This window comes from Mycoplasma sp. OR1901, assembly GCF_013348745.1.
In the GTDB taxonomy this organism is placed as follows: domain Bacteria; phylum Bacillota_I; class Bacilli_A; order Mycoplasmatales; family Metamycoplasmataceae; genus Mycoplasmopsis.
Genome location: NZ_CP054666.1, coordinates 619,232 through 641,168 on the forward strand (window position 1 = coordinate 619,232; position 21,937 = coordinate 641,168).

A 21,937-nucleotide genomic window follows, 5' to 3' on the forward strand; every position below is an offset into this window, starting at 1 on the left:
TTTTCTCCTATTTAATTATTGTTGGTAAGTTAGCAGCAGGTGGATTAAGCACATCATAAGCATATTGTAATGAATATGAGTATAAACCACTTACACCATTAACTCTTGTTACTTCTCAATATGTATCTACTTCCATAAGCGGAATAACCGGCGCTGTTTCACGTACTATTTTTTCAAAACCAGCAATTACTGCAAAAGCAATAACTTCGGTTCATCCTTCTTCTTTTTCTTTATCAGTAAACTGACTTGTAAAGAATCTTAAATAACGTTGTGTATAGTCATTTAAACTTTCGTTATTATACATAACTGAAAGATCTACTATTTTTTCTCAAACATTTGGACCTTTAGGTTTGTTTGGAGCTTCTTCTCCACCTAAAATTCTTAATCTTTGTTTAAGATCTTCAATTTTTGCTTTATCTGCTTCATTTTTAATTACTAAATTATTGTTTTCGTCTCTAGAGTAACCTAAATCTTTAAAGTAGTCATTGTAAATTCAACTTCCTACTGGGTTATTTCTAAATCCTGTTGTTTTTTGTTGTTTTGAATTAATTTCATCTGGTTTTAAGAAAACTCTTATATATGAATAAATATCACTTCCGAATGTATCGAAGTTACGATAAATTAAATCAAATTTACCTGTGGTTCTTCAATCTTCATAAACGTTTTCTGGTAAGTTTTTGATATCAATTTCAATAAAATCACCAAAGGCTTTTTGCATAAAGTCTTTAAGAGCTAAACCAGCATTTTTTTGTTCATCTGTTGAGTTTGAAATAAATTTTAAAGTAACATGGTTTAGACCTGGATGTTTTTCTTTAAATTTATTAAGATAAGCTCTAGCCACATCTAAATGGTATCCCTTATCAGTTCTATCAACAGTTTCGAATTTCATTGCTTTTGATATATGATCAATGTGAGTATAATTTTGAACAGGTATTGGAATACCTCATTCGTTTGTTTCAGCTTTTTCTTGTGCTTTTTTAAACACATTTTGATTTAAATAATTAGATGAATCTTTTTTATCTTCTGGGTATTTACCGTATTTAGCAAACATATAATCATGTTCAAAACCTGCTTCAACCGCATCACCAAAACTTGATGAGGCTTGACCAAATGCAGTTCATGTTATAACTGGAAATGAAGTGTTTCATCCAACGATATTTAACATCTCATTTCTATCAATTGCATAATAAATAGCATTTCTTAAATCTTGATCATTAACAAAAGAATCTTTATTAGTTTCTTTGTCTAAGTTAAATCCTAGAGCAATAGTTCCGAATCCATTTGATTTATTCATATATTTTCTAGTATTTAAATCTGATCAATATTGTCATTGAAGCACTGATGGAATTCTTGTTGCAGAAATGTATCCATCTTCAAACATAGCTGAATTTATGTTTGGCTCATTTGAAAAGAATATTTTAATTCTATTACTTATAGTTTTAGATGCTGAATAATATTGATTATTTTTTGTTAATAAAACATAACCTTGTGGACCTAAAACTAAATCATCAATGTTGAATGGACCATTTGTTAAAAAGTTTTCTTTTTTAAGTCCAAATTCTTTAATCCCACCAATAGATTCTATAAATAATCTATTAACAGGTATTAATTCACCTTCTAAATCACGATAAGCACTATTAATACTTGAAGGTTCATATTCATCATAACCAATTCTTAAAGTGTATTCATCAAGTCCTAAAAGTCTATTTTTAAAGTATTTTTTAGGTTCTAATTTTGTAATAAAATCGTTGTTAACGGTTGTTTGTCCGTTCGAAACTAAATTTTTGTATATTTTGTTAATTTTTTCAATATATTCTTCTTTAGTTTCTTCACTGTATTTTAAGTCTCCCATTTTATGTTTTAAACTTCTAGATTCTCTTAATAATGCTTTAAAATCATCTGATACAGTTTGTTTTGGGTCGAAATATAAGTATTTTCTAATTCTTTTAGGAAGTCTTTGTGGTATTGATTCTAACTCTTTTTCTGTGTGAAGTTTTAATGAGTACTCTGGGTTAGGTAGCATCACTAAAGTTTCTTCAGCTTCAAAATCAAAATCAGGTGAATAAGGTATAGCACTTAAAATTGTTTTATTATCATAATTTCAGTACATTCTACCTGAATATAATCCTAATGCTAATGCGTTATTTTTAATTTTTAACACATCTTCTTCATCACCTATATTTTGTGACCCTCAAGGTTGATATTCAGGATTGAATACATCATATTCTCATTTACCATTTACATTTACCACTGGTGGGTAGGCAAATGGGTTTTTAAATGCAACATTATGTTTTTGAATGTATTCTTGTTGAGCTTGCATTAGCTCATTTGCATTTTTAAATTTACGTTGTAATGTTGAAGTAATTCTTTGTGAACCGGTTTCTAAATCTAAAATGTAGTGAATTCCGTCAATGTAATCATCAGCCGTTACCGAATCACCATTACTTCATTTACTTTGACCATCATTTAAAAATATGTTTGATGTTAAAAATTTATTATTTGTAGTAATAATTGAATTTACTGCATAATATTCAGTTTGGTCAGTATTTAATGTTCCTGGTGCAGATCCAAAATTATCTAAAGAATAAAACATTCCTGAATTTTCCGGATTTGGATTTTCTTTTAAAAACGAATCTACTGTACCGTCTTCAGATTGATGTAAACCTCAATTCATTCTTGGTATATTAGCAATTCTTTTAATCGCTTCGTTAGGTCCTGATTTAATTGGTGACTCTACCAATGAAGGTAATATTTTATTTACAGAAGGATACTTAATGTAATTCAAAGAGTTAATTGGATTTGATGCAAGACCTAAATCATAATCTTTAACTGAATTTAAAGTTTTTGCATTAAGTATATTTTTGTTTTTAGCATCTGTTTCATTATTGGTCGCCTCTTTAGATGTAGCTTGTGAACAAGCAACACCTACTAAAGGAAGCGAAAATGAAGCTATTGCAAATAAAAATGTTTTTATTTTATTTCTTGATTTCATCTTTCTCCTTTTATTTAGTTCCGTTAAATTGAACACCAACTTTGAATACAGGCACTTGTTTCCCATCAATTTCTTTTATATAAATTGATGTAGGTGCTTGTGAGAATGTTTTACCATTTTCTGAAATACTTTGTGCAGTACCTAAATCTATTTCTAATGTTTTCACACCAGAAGCGTCTTTTGCAAAGTAAATTTTGTATTCATGGTTTGGTGTTAATAATTTATTTGAGTAATTAGACATAATTGCATAATCACTTACTCACGCTGTAAATCCTGTACCTTCATGATGACCGTTTGAATCAGTGTAATTATATTTTTCATCTTTCAATCAGTGACGTGCGTTAGGATCTTTTTCATTATTAACATTTTGTGTTTTGTAGTAGAACATATTACTACTATTCTTTTTATTAAGTTTTACTGTTTTAATTTCTTTAGTTTCTAAATCTTCAAACACTAAGTAGTTTGCTTTTTCAACATCTTCGTTATTTAAGTAACCAAACATTGCAATAGCATCTTTATCTGTGTTTCTTCAAATGTTAGAAACGTTACGTTTTCCAACACCTTGAGATTGAATGTAATATTCTCAGTAAGCTTTAGCTCTATCTGTAACTGTATTACCTTCTAAATCTGTTATACGGATTGTATCATCTTGAATTGAGATACCTTGATCATCGTAAAGTCTAAAATCAAGTAAATCTCTATATCAACGGTCTTTGAATCAACCGTTGTTAATTGATTGGAAACGACCTAAGTATAATGGTGATTTATTTTGATCATCTGAGAAGTTATCATTTGAAGCTAGATCACTTGGAACATATGAAGTACCAATTTTTTCTGATCTATATTTATCTTCATCATCATTTCTTAACTCAAATTCAACAATTGTATTTTGTACTGTGTCTTTTTCTTCACCTTTGAATTTAAACATTAAGTCTCTTCATTTAGCTGTATATGAACCATCTAAAACGTATTCTAAACCAGTATTTGCTTCATTTAATCCTGATAAAAAGCTTGGTAAGTTTCTATATTCATCTTGTGAAGGTGAATATGTAACTTGTAAATTATCACGGTTAATTACTTCAGCAAATGAATATGTATAATCTGAGAATAACTCGTTAAATTTACGTTCTGTTTTAGTTTTGAAGTATGCTTCAACATCACTTGTAGGTTTAATTTTCTTAGTTTTTCCTCTTGCGAATGATAGTAATATATCTTTGAATTGGAATTTTGAAAGTCTTAAATTATATAAAAGTTGTGTTGTATAAACTTGAATTTTATCATCTAAAACTAGATCATCAAATAATGAGAATTGATCTAAATCAACTTGATTATCGTCTGCAAATTTTTGATATGTATCAAAGAATTTTTTAACTGATATTGTTCATTGGTCATTTTCTCTAGCTTTATCACTAACAAGAACACCGTCTGATTTGAATTTTCCATAACCTAAGTTTTTATCAAAAATTCAACCATATCTTAATTCGTTTTCTTTACTTTCGTTGATTTTATCTTTAATTTGTTTAAATGTGTAGTCTTTTGTAAATAAGTTTAATGATGAACTTGTAAATCTTTTCATTATTTCATTTGCATATTCTTGTTCACTATTATGTTGTACTAAATTATTGTAGTAAGTTTTTTCTTCAGAAGTTAAATTTTCTTCTTTTGATAAAGCAAGTTTAAATTCTCTAGCAAATTTATCAATATCGAATCTAGCTTTAACATAATCTAAATCTCAATTCACAACATTATTTTCAACATCTAAAATAGCTCTTGTTGTATCAACGCTTGAAAATGCAAGGAAGCTATCAAAGTCTTTAAATTCAATGTCAAAACCGTAATTTTTAACACCATTTTTACCAATTACATAGTAACTATTAAATAAGTTGTTTTCTATATCTTTTGCTGTTATACCTTGGTTAATTTTTAGTGTACGGAATTCCGCGAAGTTAGGCAATGTATCATTTATAGTGTTTTTAGAAACTACATCACCACTTGCATTAATCATTAAGTAACTATTATTAGCAACATCACGACCGATAAATTTAGCAACAAAAGGACTCATTCAATCCATAAATTGTTTTTGTTCTAATTGTTTTAATATATCAGCACTTAATTGTCCATCTAAGAAACCAGTTGTAAATATTTTATCTAATTTTACGTTTGGTAAATATTGTTCATTTTCATTTAATCATAGAACGTGTTTTCCACCCGCAGAAAGTGTTTCGTATGTTCCACCTGTTCCTAAATATAATTCAAGAATTACATCAACAAGTTTTGACTCGTCTTTTGATTTTTCTGAATATGGATTTAAGTAAAATTCTTCTTGTAATACAGCTTGGCTATTTCTAATTATGTTATTTTTACTAATGTTTTGTAATCTATCATAAAGTACTTCACCATCTTCGCCGTAGTATTTAGCAATAAAGTATAATGGATTAACTGAACCATCACTACGTTTTCTTGATTTAACATTATCTAAGTATGGTAGTAAAAGTGTTTTATTGTAATCAGGACCTAATTCAGTAAATAAAGTTCCTAAAAGAGGGAATTCAACACTTGTTTTTGGCTCTAATGAAGTGTTAGAAGTACTTGAATCTCAACCGTTAATTGAGTAATTATCAACAACAAGTGATTTTATTGTTTCTTCGGCATCTTTAATTTGTTTATTTATGTATTGTAAAGTTACATTAACGTTGGTATTTGTACCAACTTTACCCATTTGGTAGAATGGGTTATTTTCTTCAACTGTGAAGTCAATACCTAAAGGTACTTTAATGATTGGTGTTTGGTCTTTGTTGAAAACTAAGACTTTATCAATTTTAATGAATTCACCTTTTTCATTTCTTTCACCTTCTACAATTTTAGGTAATATTTCACCATTATATTCGTAGAATTCAATTAAATTACCCATTCCATCTTTAGCTTTACCTTGAAGCATATCTAATGATGCTTTTTTGAATTTTCAAACACCATCAGCATCTTGTACCATGTATTTTACAGGGTGTTCTGCGTCTGAATTTTTAGATGGGTTAAGTGTACCTGAGTTTTGATCTAATGTATTCATTAATCATAAGTCAGAAATATTTAATCATTTTTTATCTTCTTCAGAAGTTAAACCATTTTGTTCTCTACGTGATTCGGCAGCTTTTAAAAGACCTTCATATGTTTGTAAGAAACGACGGCTATCGTTTAAAAGAGCATCTTTTAAGTTTTCTTTACCAACTTTATTTCCTCAAACATTTTCAGGTTTTTCAACTGTACTATTATCGTTAATAATTTGGTTATTTTCTTTTTTAGGTAAATTGAATAATAAATATTCTCCATCATTATCTTCAGAAACGATATTTGGTTGGTTTAAAAGTGGTGATGAATTTAAACTTAAGTGAGTTCTTGCTTTTAAATATAAGTCAATAACATCTCTTTTGTAGTAGTTTTGAATATTAGGTGTTGAACCAGGAGTAAGAGCTGAACCAAAGATTGGTTTGTTACCTTTATCTCCTAAATCTTGTGATGAATTAAGTGTCATGTGGTGACCGTATTCATGGGCTGCAACGAATTTTAAGAAGTCAGTTGCTAAACCTTTGTAGTTTTTATTGTTCATTGCTATCAATGATCAAATACCTACACGTGAATCAGGGTTTAGACCAAAGTATTTACCATTTTCTAAAACGTATTCAAATTCACCTTTATCATTTAATTTTCTAACTAAGTGTTCACCTTCTAATGCTTCTGTTGCTCATGGAACTTTTTTAACTAATGAACTAGCAAAGCCGTCGTATGATTCAACATAAACACTATATGTAGAAACGTTTTTAATACCGTTAGGTGTTGAAATATTTTTGCTTCCTTCTTCTTTTATAGCAAATGGTTGAACTACAGATTTGTATTCAATAAGATTGAATAAATCTTTCACTTGATCTAATGTATCGCCATTTGTTTTTTCATCAAGATTTGCATCTATATTTAATTTAACATATTTGGTATTTAAATAACTTTGGAAATCACTTAATTCACGACCTGTATATTCTCTTAATGTTAAGTATAGTTTTGTACCATTTTTCTCTACTTTGTTTAGTTTAACATTATAAATATTATTATTTGTAAACTCAACTAAATCAGTATCATCTCCGATTAGTCCAGCTTTTGTTAATTTTTGAATTAATTCAATTTTTGATTTAGCAACGTATAAAGGATTTTCGTTTGAAATTGTTATACCTTCTGAATCATTCATTGATTTAAATCAAACTTTAGTTGCTGTATCTCTTTGAGCAATATTTTTTGCATTACGGAATGTATTATCCATTATTGAGTTATATTTAGATTTAACTTCGTTAAATGAATTGAAATATAATTTTAATTCATTTGCATAATTAGAACTCTTACGTGTAAACGCTTCAGCAGAATCATATGTTTTATCTCTAAGTTTTGTATACTCAGTTACACCCATGTTGAATCTATCGATTTGAGTTTTAAATTGTTCTCATGCAGCAGGGTTCTCTTCTTCGAAATCATATTCTCATTCCCCGCCTTCTTCAAAATCTTCGTTATCTCAGGCTTGTTTTAAAGTATCATAAGCATTGCTTGCAATTTTACCAAAAGAATCTTCTTCACCCATTTCTGTTTTTTTAGATAATTCAGTGTAATATTGAACATAAACTTCGTATTTAAGTTTATCAGCTTTTAATGATTCAATTTTTTTAGTATTATCACCTTCATCGCTAGAACTTAAATCATTAATATCATTTTCTAAACCTTCGATTGTATCATTGTATTCTTCAATTAGTTTAGTGTATGATTCGTTTAAATTGAATCTATATTCGATAATCGGTTTAAAAATTGCTGCAATTCATTTAATACGTTGTTCGTTTGTATCACTTTCACCTGCAAATCCATAACTCATAAATACTGGATTTGTAATAATTGAAAAGTATCTTTTGATTAAATCGTCAAAATTGTTTAAATTAAATTCTTGTTCTAATCTTCTTAGATAATTTAATGAATCTTTAAAGTCATTTAATATTGTTTGAACATTTTTACTTGCGTTATTCAGCTGAATATTAAATGAATCGATCTCATCGATACTTTCTTTAATTAGATCTTCCATATATTGGTTAGTTGATAAATCTAATAAATCTGCATCAGAAATTTTATTGATTATAGCATTAAGTGAATCTTTAAATTTTTCGGCACTTAACTTATTGAATGAATTAAATTCTGAATCTAAACTTGTTGTAATTGAAATTACTTCTGTATAAATACGTACAAATTCTTGTAGTTTTTGCGCAACTTTAGTTTTGAAAAATACCAATTTATCTTGTATTTCTTTTCTTAATGCATCTGAATTATCTAAAATAGACATAAAATCATTTGTATATTCAGAAAGATCATCATTTTCAAGAAGTGCTTTTTTGATTTCGTTATAAAATACTTTTTGACCATTTTCTTCTGCTTCTGCCACTGTTTTTAGTGTCATAACAGCTACATAATTACGTATATTTTGTTTATATTCTTTAGAAAGTTCATCAAGTTGTTCTTGTGTTGAATTATATTGTTCCATTAAATCTGAAAAATTAGATTGATTTAAAGAATCGGTAATATTTTTAGATTTTGCAACTAATTCTTCATCGTATAAAAATCCGTCTTTAATAGCATTAAGTTCACTTGTTTTCACATTTATTGCATCAATAGCTTCTTGTTGGAATGCTTTTACTTTTTCTTCTGTATCATAACCATCAGATATTGAGCTAATATTTGGAGCATAAATGTAAAAATCACTTTTTTCAGAGTGGCTCGCTGCTTCTTTTTCAATTTTTGATCTTAAGAAACCATCAATATTGTAGTATTCTCTTCAATTAATTTGGGTTTCATCAGTTAATTTATTAAGTTCGTCAACTGCAATTAATTGTGTAGGCACATAACCTAAGTCAATTGAGTATAAAACATAACGATCTGATTCAGGTTTTAATTCAGCGAAAATATTACCATTTAAAACCTCACTATATAAATTAAATAAAGGTCTATTTTGAACTAAAAATTCATGAATTGTTTTAACATAATCAAATTTTTGTTGAATTGTTGAATTGCTAAAATCAATTTCTTGTTGTTCAACTTGGTCTAATTTGTTTAATAATTTCTTTAAATTAATTACAGTCTCAAATTTTTCGCTACCTATTCCAGCTTTAACTAATTTTTCATCTAATAATCTTTTTTGTCCAGATAAATTAACTTCTCTTTTTCTAGCAACTAAGTTAGAAATATTTTTATGAGCTTCTTTTAATTGTTCTTCTGTTGGAATTAATTTTGTATATTCATCAATTTTAGCTTGTGATCTATTAATTGCATCTTGATAATCAGAAATTTGTATATTTAAATCTTCAATTTCTTTTTCCAATTTAAATACTTTAAAGTGAAGTTCTTTTATTTCATCTTCATCATCTTGAGTTTTGATTTCTTCTTTAAATCCTGTAATTTCGTTGTTTTTTGATTCTATTTCAATATTTAATTCGTTAATTTTAGCTTGATTGGTTTCTTTGTTTTCTTGGTATGCAGCTAAAATGTCTTTAAATTCTTTTTTACTTTTTTGTACAATATCATTATTTTTAACAATTTCAGCATCAATTTCTTTTAATTGAACTTGTGAATTAATATATTCATCAATTTTGTCAAAAACAGTTTGATCTAAAGATTCATTTCTTAATATAAATTGTTCATATAAAGCTCTAATATCAGCTGATAAATTACCAAAATTAATACGGTTATGATCTAAACCTTGTTCAATACTTTCAACATTATCAGGTTTTTTATATACATCATCACCTTTTTCATCTAAATATTTATATTCAGCATCATTAATTGCGTTGAATAAGGCAATAGATTTACCATCATCAAAGAATATTCTTAAATATTTATCAGAGTAACCATGCTCAATTCCTTCGTTGTAAAAACTATATTTAATATCAATAATAGTTTTTTCTTCAAAAGTAAAATTGTCTAGATTTTCTAAAGTGTTAAATTTATCTAATTTTGAATACTGTTTAGCATATTCTTTAAATTTTGCTTTGGCTTCTTCAACATTTTTTGCATATACAACTGATATATAATCAGAAGGTAAGTTTATTCTAGTTTTCTCTATTTCACTAAATGAATTTTCTTTAATTGATTCAGGTAAAGCACCTGATACAACAAATACTTTTTTATTTTTTAAAGAACGAACATCACTAATTTTTCTAAATGAAAATCTTTTTAAAGTCTCTAATGAAGTATTTGAAAATGAATTATATTTAGAAACTGTTGATAAAAACTTTTGAACTTCTTCATAACTTCAAAGTTTTTTGTTAACTTTGTATAGTAATGAATCAGATGCATTACCAGCACCACTCAGTGTACTGTGTAATGGTATTGAACCAAAAAATGCATCAGGGTAGAATTTAATTTGTGTATATTCTTTATTTTCGTTTGAGTGAGCCCCTAAAGTAATGCTATTACCGTGTTGTTCAACCCCTTTAACGATTGAAAACTCTTTAAGAGTTATAATTTCTGGACCTCATGAAACATTATTCATAAATCATTGGGTAAAATTATAAAAATCTACAGCATTAACAGCTTCTAAATATTCATTGTAAAAATCAAAGTTACCGTATCTAATGTTTAAAAATGGTAGTGAATGATGTTCTTCGAAATAATCATTTAAGAATTTATCGTAGTCAACTCATTTTCCATTAACTAATACTTCACCGTTTTCACCTCTTAAAGGGTCGAACTCAGCAATTGATGAAGCTTTATCAGTAGTAACAAAAGATACTTTTGCTTTACTAATTTCAATAAATTCATTTCTTAATTCATTCTTTTCAACACCCTTTTCAGCTTGTTGATTAACTGAATTGTATTTAAGTAACGAAATAGTTGTTGCGGTTGCAGCGAAAATAAGTGCACTTGAAATCACGTATTTAGGTCAAACCGAAGCTCTTCAATTAAACTTTTTTCTTTTTTTGTTTGATTTCATATTTCCTTTCGTAAATATTATTTAATATATTTTTCATGTATTTCTGTTAGAACATCACTAACAGCAACTGTGTTTGCATAATAGCTTAATAAATCACTTAATAAGAAGTTTTGTTCAGGATCATCTTCTATATGTACTAATAAATCAGAACCGAATCTAATGAATGAATTAGATAAGAAAACATTCATTTCAGTTAATGTATTTAAAAATGTGTTGTAAACTTTTCTCTTTTCTATTAAGTTATTTTTTAACTCTTCTGAATTGTTTTCATTGTTAAATAAGAATTCATATAAAGTTTTTGCATATTCTGTTTCTAATTCTTTAAATTTATCGAATATTAATTTTGGTGTTACTTCAACTGTTCCATCGAAAAATTCATTAGTAACAGTTGGTGTTGTTTCACTTTCTGAATTTTCTTCTGTTGAATTTTGTTCTTTTATTTCAACATCAAAACTCTCTAATGTACCATCTACATTCATTATAGAACTATAATTTTGTTTACCAGAAACTTTTTTAAGTTCACTACTTAAGAAGTTAGCCATATCACGATCATGATATGTATCTGTACCTTGAGGATCTACGTGTAATTGAATTTTGTCGTACGCTGATTTATTGTTATTTTTTCAGTAACGTAATAATACAAGTATTTCTTGTGAAGCTAAAATCTTAGAAAGTGGAAGCGATTTTGCTTTTTTTCTTTCGTAAGTTTTTATATTATCATCGTAACTTTCAAGTGTTTCTTTAAGTATTTCAACAATTGGAGGTATACCATCAGAAGTAGATCCTATTTTATTTATAATTTCTTTTGAAAAATTAATAATTCCTGTTAATTCATTTGAATAATCTTCATTGTCGCTATTTAATTTTTCGATTGTAGATTCTGTTTTAGATTTAAATTCATTTAGAATGTTTCCTAAACTTGTAACAACAGTATCTAAACTACCACGACTCATCCCTGATCATGGTTTACCGCTTTCAAAAATATTTCCTAACTCTTCCGAATAAATTTGTGCTAAATCTTTTTTGTTGTTTAAAACTTTTAAAATATCAGCTTTTTCAGTTTGAATTGTTAGTTGTTTTACATCATTCAACATCTTAATAACATCTAAAAATATTTTTGTTTGAACATTGTAATCTTCACCTGATAAATCATAATAATCACTTCTTAAATAATCATTAAACTTATTAATAATAGTTTTATCAGAAACTTCTTCATCTTCACCATCATCTAATTTACCGATAAATGTTTTTATGAATTTGTTTGTTTGAGAAACAATTTCATGCATTTTAGCAACTAATTCTGCATCATCGTCTTCATCTTTTGAATCTGATAATGTTTTAGAAGTTTCTAATAAAGTTTTTAAATTATTTAATAGTTCAACAACTATAGATGTTTTTTCGCCGTACATATGTCCTCATTCACCTATAATGTTTCCGTTTTCGTCTGAAGCATCATTTAACTTAGTTAAAAACTCATTAATTATTGGCATCATTGTTTCATTTGCATTTTCAATTTCTTCTTTAGCTGTTTTATTTTCTGAATCATAATTTGTTACGAACTCACCTAATAACTCTTTTTGTTTTGCTAAACTAGCTTCGTCTCTTGCTTTATTTTTTGTTGCTTCTCTAATTAATTTATCATACTTAGCTGAGTTGTCTAATTTTAATAAAGTTGCTAACTCTTCACTATTAAGATCATCACCTATTAAATTGTAAAAATCCATAATTTTTTTAGAAACTTCAATTTCTTTTTTAACTACTTGGTATTTTGTATATCTTAAAAATGAATTTTGATATGTATCAGTACTCATTAATTTAATTTGGTTCATCGCTTTTAAATATTTACTATAAAAATCTTTATATAAATAAATTGTATTATTTTCACTTCCCCTTGATAAAGGTTGAAATTTATCGTTAAATAATTTATATAAACTTCCTTCACGATCTTTATCTAATTGTTCATTAACCTCATTGTCATAGGCTTCTTTTTCTTTAGTATAATCTACTAAATAACCATCTAATAACACAGCTTTAGCTTCTGTAATAAATTTATCTAAATCTTCTCACACGTTAAATTCATTGAAATATGTTAAGTTGTTATGTAATAAAATAACGTTTATTCTATCAATTATTGATTTAACATCTTTATATAATTTATCAAATCTAACAGAGTAGATGTATGACTTAACGTTAGATTCTAATCATTGTTTATAAATACCTTGTAACTCAACTACTTTCTTTTTAGTTTCAGTCATAAATTTCTCATCAACTATTTGTTTATAAACTGGGAATAAAGAAATTCTAAATTCTTTATCAGATAATTTTAATGATGGTAATAAACTACGCATGTTTGATGAAGAAAAATCAATAAACTTGTTAGCTACACCATTGTCACCATCTTGTTCAAGATTGTATCAAAATGAAATTTGGTGTTGAAGTAATGAAGATTCATCGATTGCTTGTTGATATTTTTCAACATAAGAATTTAAGTTAGCTAATAATTGTTCTTTATTTTCGTATGTACCTTCTGGTTTAGCATTAACAAGACGAATAATTTCGTTTAAATCATTAATTCTTCATTGGAATAAAATTTCCATTTCTTCTGATTTAGGTGTTAATACTGTAATTGGATTAACAGTGTCATCAATATATTCATAAATTAACTTACTTCTGCTTAAAAGGTGGAATACTGTACTCTCTCATGATCATAAGTTCGCAAAATTTTCTTCTGTTGTAGATACTTCTGCATTAGTACCAATAATACCTGTAACTATTTGGTCTAATAAAGCTTTTTCTTTATTATATGTTTCAGGTTTTTGTTCCTTAAGTGCTGTTGTAAAATCAGAAGTTATAAAGTTACTGATTTGGTTATATAAATTTCTAACAGATAATCCATTTCTTTGGATTGCTGTTCCGCTCATAACTTCAATTTTTCTGTTTAATTCATCGATTTTTCCTGATAATTCAACTAGCTGATTATTTTTATTTTCTTTTTCTGTAGTTGATTCTGATATTTCTGATTTTAATCTTTCAATTTCACTTTCTTGTGCCTTTGAATTTTTTTCGTTTTCTTGTTTATATTTTTTATATTCTAATTGTAGTTTTTTATAATCAGCACTATTTTTCTGGTCTGATCCTGTACTTGAACATGATGCTAAAGTTACTAAACCAGCAGAACTTAATGCTAAACTTAATGTTTTTACTCAAAATTTTCTTTTCATTTTTTTCTCCCTTAAATTAATAAAACAAATAAAAAAAGCTTTATATGCTATATAACATACAAAGACTTTTTAAATATCATAATTATGAAATAATAATACTAAAAGAAATGTATATCTATAGCGCCAATGGTTAAACCAAAGAGTAGAAATCTTTTATGCTTTTCTACCAGCAAAAGTAATTGTCATTACTTAAACTTCGGCTGTTGAACCCTTTCATTAATTTCACAGTCTACCAACTCAATTAATTACTAATATTAACAGCACCTCTATAGACACAATAGATTTCAATATAATCATTAAAATCCATTATGCATAGTTCAACAATACAAATTGAATTTTATGATGAAATTAAATAGATTTAATGCGGATAAATCTACTTTTAATAATCATAAACATAATGTAATGTTGATTTGCTTTTTTCATATTGTTATTATATAATAAATAAATTAAAAATAAAATAAAAATTAGATTTTTCTATAAAAGGTATATAATTGCGCATTTTTCTTAATATAAAAAATAATAAAAAAAATCAGAGAAAACTCTGATTTTAAAATTATTAAATTTTGCAAGATTGACATTCAAGATTTTCACTACCTTCAAGAACATCTTGACGAACACGAACATAGTAAATAGAACTACATTTTTTACTAAAAGCTCTAATATATGCCTTATTTAAATCACGTGTTGTTGCTTGATCAGTCATAAATAAAGTTAGCGAAATAGCTTGATCAACGTGTTGTTGAGCAACAGCTGCAAGGTCAATAATTGGATTAGGACCTAATTCATAAGCTCCATCTAAATAATACTTTAAATTCTCATTGCTTACTTGATAAGCAGGTACATAAACACGACCAATTTTACCTTCTTTACGAACTTCAACTGGAGAAACTACTGGTTGTAAGCTAGGTGTACATGAAGATAAATATGAAATACTTCCTGTTGGAGCAACTGCCATTAAGTGTGAGTTTGCTAATCCATGTTTTCTAATGTTTAAATCTAATTCAATTCAATCTTTTTGAGTAGGTATTTGAACTTGATATTTTTCAAAAATATCAATAATTTTTTGTGTTTTTGGAGTAAATTTATCAACTTCACACTTAGTATATTTAGATAAATATTCACCGTTTGCAAATTCTGAAATATCAAAAGATTTAAATTTTCCTACTTCTTTTGCCATTAAATTTGATGTTTTGAAAGCGTGGTAAGCAACTGTATAAAAGAACATATTTGTAAAATCAAGCGCTTCTTCGCTATTATAATAAATTTGATTGGTTGCTAAAAAACCATGCATATTCATAGCACCTAAACCAAGTGCGTGATTGTTGTTATTTCCATAATTTACAGAAGGAGCAGAACTTAAATCAGCAATTCTAGATACCTTATCAAGAGCACGAATTGAACGTTCTACAACTGAACCAAAATCGATTTCTGATTCCATTATTTTAGCAATATTTAAACTACCTAAATTACATGAAATATCTTCACCAATTTTTGTAACTGATAAATCAGTGTCAAATTCTGTTTCTGTTGAAACTTGCGCAATTTCAGAACATAAGTTAGACATAACTATTCTTCCACGTTGTTTGTGAGGGTTATTAGCATTAACTGTGTCATCAAAAAGAATGTAAGGATATCCAGATTCGAAGTGTAATTCTGCTATTGTTTGGAAAAGTTTACGTGCACTAATATATGTTTTCTTAATTTTTGGGTTTTTAATTAAGTTATAGTATTCTTTAGTAATTGAAATATCACTCATAGCAACACCATAAACATCTTTAATATCTTTAGGCGAAAATAGTGCCATTTGTTCATTTTTCTTAGCTAATTCAAAAGTAATATCCGGAATAATAAGACCTAAAGAAAGGGATTTAATTCTTACTTTTTCATCCGCATTTTCACGTTTTGTGTCTAAAAATGACATAACTTCTGGGTGATGTACATTTAAATAAACAGCACCTGCACCAGGTCTTTGTCCAAGTTGGTTTGCGTAACTAAAACTATCTTCTAAAATTTTCATTACCGGAATAATTCCCGAAGATTGGTTTTCTAATTTTTTAATAGGAGCACCGAATTCACGTAAATTAGTTAAACATAAAGCGACACCACCTGCACGTTTTGATAATTGTAATGAAGTTGAAATACCACGTGCAATTGATTCCATATTATCTTCAACACGTAATAAATAACATGAAACAAATTCTCCACGTTGTTTTTTACCAGCATTTAAAAATGTTGGAGTTGCCGGTTGAAAGTAACCCAAAATAATATCTTTTAGTATTTTTTTAGCTAATTTTTTATCTCCTCCACCTAATAATAATGAGTTCATAACAACTCTATGTGTATAAGTTTCTAAATATTCTTTTTCGTCAAAACTTTTTAAGCAGTATGTTGAAAAGAATTTAAATGCACCCATAAACCCAGGAAATTTATGTTTAAAACCTAATGCATATTCAGTCAATTCAACGATATAATCATAACCGTATTTATTTACTAATTCGGCTTCATAGTAGTCATTTTCGACTAAAAATTGTAATCTTTCTAACTCGGAATCAAAGTGTTTAATCCTAGGTAAAACATGCGAAATCATATATTGTTTTGCGGCTTCTTTATCAGCTTCAAAATCATATTTACCATTCATTTGAAGACCTGCAAGTGCGTTTAGTGCAATATATTTATCATCTTCTTTATTTAATTTATTAAATGTTTTATTCATTTTTATCTCAAAAGTCCTTTAAAATTTTTTGTAATCTCTCCACATCTGAAGAGGTTCCTCTTAATTCATATTGATATAAAAGCGGAACTTTTAATTTTGATGTTAATACACTTCCTGCTAATGCAAAAGTATTATTAAAGTTTGTGTTACCCGAAGCAACTACACCTCTACAATGTGATCTATTTTTTTCATTATTTAAAAATTTAATTACTTGTTTTGGTACTGCACCACTTGTAAATTCTCCACCACCTGAATATGTTGGACAAAATAAAACATAATCAAAATCAACCTCAATACTTTCTTCAATATCATAAGGAATAGCGGTGCTATTAAAACCTAATTTTTTAACAAATGTTTCTGTATTTTTTGTCATTGAACTATAGTAAATGCAGTGAATTTCCCCTCTTGGTTTAACTACATTTTCTAATTTAACTGTATCTAATTTCATATTAAAAATCTCAATCCTCATCTTCTGTTTCTTCACTTACACCCATTACATAACTACTTCCGTTTCCAGAAAAGAAATCATGATTTTCATCAGCTCGTGCTGAAAGTTGTGCAAATACTTCTGGTTTAATTTTTGTTTCTTCATCTGTAAATGGTGAATCATAACCTAAATTTTGTAAAAATTTACCTGCATTATATAAACTGAATTTTATTGCATCTTCAGCTAAATTTTCGCCATCACTTAAATGAAAACCATCATAAAGTTCATATAAGAACTTTTTCTCTAAATCAATAAGTTCATACATTAATTTAAAAACAAACTCTTTCATTTCTGCTTGTTTTTCAACTGATTCTTTTTCGATCTTACGTTGGTATTTATAACCACTATAGTAATTATGAATTACTTTATCACGTAAAATTAAACGAATAATATCACTTGTGTTTGGTAATTTTGAACGTGCTGATAAATAGAACGGCAAGTAGAATCCACCATATAATAAAAATCCAGGCATAAGCGCTGATGCCACTTTAGATTTAAGTGGATCATCTCCTACATAATACGGTATAAGAGCTTTAGCTCTCGCTTGTAAAGCGTCATTTGCCACAACTCATTCATGAGCTTCTTCTATTTGTTCACTTGAACATAGTGTACTAAAAATTGTTCCATAACTTCTAGCGTGTACACCGACCATAAACGCAAAGTTAGCATAAATTACTTGTTCATGATCTGTTGATGAATGTGGAATTTGTGCTGTATCAGAAACTGTAGCTTGAACTGTATCTAATAATGTTAAACCTGTAAAAGTTCTTGTCACTAATTGTTGTCATTTTTCATCTAATGTATTTCATGATTTTAAATCATTTGATACAGGAATTTTCTCCGGTAATCAAAAGTTCTGTGTGACCCTATTTCACACTTCCAAATCTTTATCATCATTAATTCAATTTCAGTTAACACTTCTTAACCTACCTTTGAAACCATTTTGGTAATATTCAATTGGAGATACTGAATCATAATAATATTGATTTTTTATCTTAATTTTTTTATTTTCCATTTTTTGTTGCTCCTCAATTTTAATTTAGTTATTAGCCCGCAAACCACTACTACGGGTTCATATATAATACAATATTTCAAGGCTGTTTTTTAGAAAAAAATTAAAATAAAAAATAGTTAAAAATTTTTGTTTTTTATCCTTAAATTTTGGTATGATTTTAGATTAACTTATTCGGTTAAATTAAAGTAAAATAATTCTTTTATGCCTATACCATAGGCATTTTTGTAATATGACTTATTATTTTCATAATTTTTTCATATGCATGATAAGGAAAATTTTTATACCACATTTACCACTTTTATTTTCACATTAAAAACTGCAAGTTTTGTGTCCAATTAAGATGTCTGAATAACAATAAAATTAAGAAAAATATCAAACAAATTAACCTTATGCTTGATATTTTAAATCATAATATTTAAAGTATATTTAATTATCGTTATATCCATGTTTTTTTGTTGCAAAAACATCTTTTCAGTAACTTTCACGTTCTATTATTTTATTATCATCATATGATAAACTGAAATATTCTATTATAGAAAAATAGAAATTTTCTTCAAAATATTTTGCACCTTTTTCATTATAGAGTGAAATTAACTGTTTATTACCACCATGTTTAGAATCGAGATAATTACCTCATCTTTGAGCTACACCTTCTAAACCGGTAGCAGAACCAATATATAATTTTCCGGTTTCTATATCTGTAAGACAATATACACCTTTAACAGCCTCTAACGCTTCTTTGTATGTTGGTAAAATTTCACCATTAAAAATACGTTTTAATTTTTTAAAATCTAAATGTACTTTATCATAACCTTCAAATTTTTCTTTACTATATTTTGTGGGTAATAATTCTTTAATTGTTGGATTTCATTCAAGAAATTTTTTTATCGTAAACGAATACAGTTGTTGAGCTTGTTTCCCTTTTAAATTTCTCTTAAAATTAACTACTAATCTCCCAAAATATGGTTGATACTTTTCAGAAATTTCTATTTTTACTTGATTTTGTTCTAGATTTATTTTATCAAATACACCGGTTTTAGGTATTTCTCTAACTATGCCACCGGACACAAATAATCAATCATCCCCACTAGGTAATTTTATAAAAGAATATGCTAACATTCCTAGCTTTGTATAATTTCTATTTCTTTTACTACTTCAACCACGAAATAAATGTTCAAATTTTCCATTTTCTTTTTCTTGTTCACTTTTTTCTAACCATTTATCAATAAATGCGGGCCCACCTTCACCTATGGTTATACACGTTTCTATTTTTATATCTTCATTTTTAATATCATCATCACTTATATTAAAAAAATCTTTAAAACTTATTTTCATTTTTACTCCAGTTTAATACTATATTTCAATGTTTAAATTATATCATTTTGTTTTTATTAGCAGAAATTGAAGGTCCTAAATTTGAATTACTTCTTTACTTTTAAGCATTAATACCAGTCAAAAAAGTATAAAAAATAGCAAAATATCTTTTGCTATTTAATGATAATTAAACTTCGTCGTCTTCATCGATTAAATCATCTTCAACATCGACATTTCCGAATATTTCATTCTTAATTTCTAATAACATTTCTTTTTGTTTATTAGAAATTCTCTTGTTATTTTTAGCTGGTTTTTGCTCATCTTGTGGTTGAGTATTTCTATTATTTGTAAACTTAATTTTTTTAGTAATTAAGTCTGAATCAGGTTGTTCATCAGTAAAAATAATTGTAGGTATAATAATTGGATTTCTTCTTTTTTCTTTATAGAATAAAGAACTTAAACGATCAATAATTATTTTTTCTAAGTCTTCTTTAGTTCAATCTTTTACATTCTTAATTTGGTGTAAAACAGCACCATTACTTACCCTTTTAGCTTCTTCAACTAAATTCTTAGAAGTTTTAACAAAGAAACTTCCACGAGTAATAATTTGTGGTCTTGAAACAATATTATTATTTTCTTTATCGATGAAGAAAATAATGTTTACAAACCCTGATTTTTTAAGTATTTCACGTTCTTTAAGAGTTTCAGAACTTGTATTTAAAATGGTATGACCATCAATGTAAATTGGACCAAAATTAACTTTTTGATTTGTTTTATAAATCTCTTGGTCTAACATTTCATAAACTACACCTTTATCAAAAATGATTACATTTGAATCTTTTACACCATTTTCTTTAGCTGTGTTACCATGAGCAACACTCATACGATATTCACCATGATATGGTAAAAAGTATTTAGGTTTAGTTAATTGGAATATTTTATCATGTTCTCATTTGTAAGCATGACCCGAAGTATGTAAGTAACCATCTACTCCGTTTTCTTTTATAATTGCACCTAATTTGTACAATCTATTAATTAATAATTCAACAACCATTCTGTTTCCTGGAATTGGGCTTGATGAGAAAATGATTGTATCATTTTTACTAATTTTAATGCTTGCATGTTTACCATAACTCATTCTAGATAAAGCAGCAAGTTGTTCACCTTGTGAACCTGTTGTTAAAATAACTAAGTCTTGATCTTTAACTGTTGCTAATTGTTTCTTTTCAATTAAAACATCATCACCAACATTAATGTAGCCTAATTTTCTACCTATTTTAACACCTTGAATCATTGAACGACCAAATGTTATAACTTTTTTACCTAATTTTTCGGCAAGTTCAATAATTACCTTTACTCTAGTTAAGTTAGACGCAAAAGTTGTAATGATTAATTTTCTTTTTGCGTTAACCATAATATTTTCAATATCGTTTAAAATATCACTTTCAGAAGGTGAATGGTTTGGTCTCATGGCATTTGTTGAATCTGAAAGTAGTGCTGTAAGCCCTTCTTTTCCAATTTGGTCTAAACGAGCAAAATCGGTATAGTTACCAATTGGCGTATAGTCAAATCTAAAATCACCTGTACACATTACACTTCCATTTGGCGTAGTAATTCTAACACCAAATGCATCTGGAATTGAGTGTTGTGCAGTTCAAAAGTCTACTTTACAATTATTATCAAATTTATAAACTGCACTTTTTTCTATTTCTATAAATTCAATTTTTTTATTAATACGATGCTCTTCAAATTTAAGTTTTAAATATTGAATTGCAATTCTTGGGGCAAAAATTTTGTTTAATTTTGTTTGTTTAGCTAAATAAATTACACCACCAATATGATCTTCATGACCGTGAGTTATGAATAAACCTTCGATTTTTTTGTTTTCTTGATTTAAATATTCGTAATTAGGAATTATACCTTTTACACCTGTATTGAAGGTGTCAGCGAATTTTATACCTGCATCAATAACAAAAATATGATCATCGTGGTCAATAACTAAAGTCGATTTTCCTATTTCTTGAAAACCTCCTAAAACTATCAATTTAGTTGGGATTTTTTCTTTTTTTGATAGCATTGAATCTCCTAAATTATAAGTTTGAAAAAATGAATAATACTTTATTTTTAAGTACTAATACTATTATATAATAAAATAAAATATACTAAAATAAGTATATATATTATAATACTTAT

General features: G+C 27.2%; 8 protein-coding genes and 1 riboswitch. All 8 genes read right to left on the reverse strand.

All coding sequences use genetic code 4. The annotated features are described in order from the left end of the window. Positions 1–7: 7 nt before the first annotated feature. Positions 8–2,992: an ABC transporter substrate-binding protein gene (locus HTZ87_RS02045; RefSeq protein WP_217481409.1), complete on the reverse strand. Its 2,985-nt coding sequence runs from the start codon at positions 2,990–2,992 to the stop codon at positions 8–10. Between the two features lie 10 nt (positions 2,993–3,002). Then, positions 3,003–10,994, reverse strand: a complete 7,992-nt coding sequence (locus HTZ87_RS02050; RefSeq protein ID WP_174892907.1) for a PDxFFG protein — start codon at positions 10,992–10,994, stop codon at positions 3,003–3,005. Positions 10,995–11,011: 17 nt separating this feature from the next. After that, entirely contained in the window at positions 11,012–14,215 is a 3,204-nt protein-coding gene (locus HTZ87_RS02055) for a hypothetical protein (protein WP_174892908.1), read from the reverse strand. 110 nt (positions 14,216–14,325) lie between these two features. Beyond that, a riboswitch (Lysine riboswitch) is annotated at positions 14,326–14,492 on the reverse strand. Between the two features lie 279 nt (positions 14,493–14,771). After that, a complete protein-coding gene (nrdE, locus tag HTZ87_RS02060) occupies positions 14,772–16,928 on the reverse strand; it encodes a class 1b ribonucleoside-diphosphate reductase subunit alpha (protein WP_174892909.1) in 2,157 nt (718 codons plus the stop codon). Continuing rightward, positions 16,921–17,376 carry a class Ib ribonucleoside-diphosphate reductase assembly flavoprotein NrdI gene (nrdI, locus tag HTZ87_RS02065; RefSeq protein WP_174892910.1) on the reverse strand — a complete coding sequence of 152 codons (456 nt, stop codon included), beginning with the start codon at positions 17,374–17,376 and terminating at the stop codon, positions 16,921–16,923. Before nrdI ends, nrdE begins: the two co-directional genes overlap by 8 nt. Before the next feature lies 1 nt (position 17,377). Then, positions 17,378–18,430, reverse strand: coding sequence for a class 1b ribonucleoside-diphosphate reductase subunit beta (gene nrdF / locus HTZ87_RS02070; RefSeq protein ID WP_174892911.1), 1,053 nt, complete (start codon positions 18,428–18,430; stop codon positions 17,378–17,380). Positions 18,431–18,856: 426 nt separating this feature from the next. Beyond that, a complete protein-coding gene (locus HTZ87_RS02075; protein WP_174892912.1) occupies positions 18,857–19,765 on the reverse strand; it encodes a GIY-YIG nuclease family protein in 909 nt (302 codons plus the stop codon). Positions 19,766–19,931: 166 nt separating this feature from the next. Next, a complete protein-coding gene (locus tag HTZ87_RS02080) occupies positions 19,932–21,821 on the reverse strand; it encodes a ribonuclease J (RefSeq protein ID WP_174892913.1) in 1,890 nt (629 codons plus the stop codon). Positions 21,822–21,937: the final 116 nt, after the last annotated feature.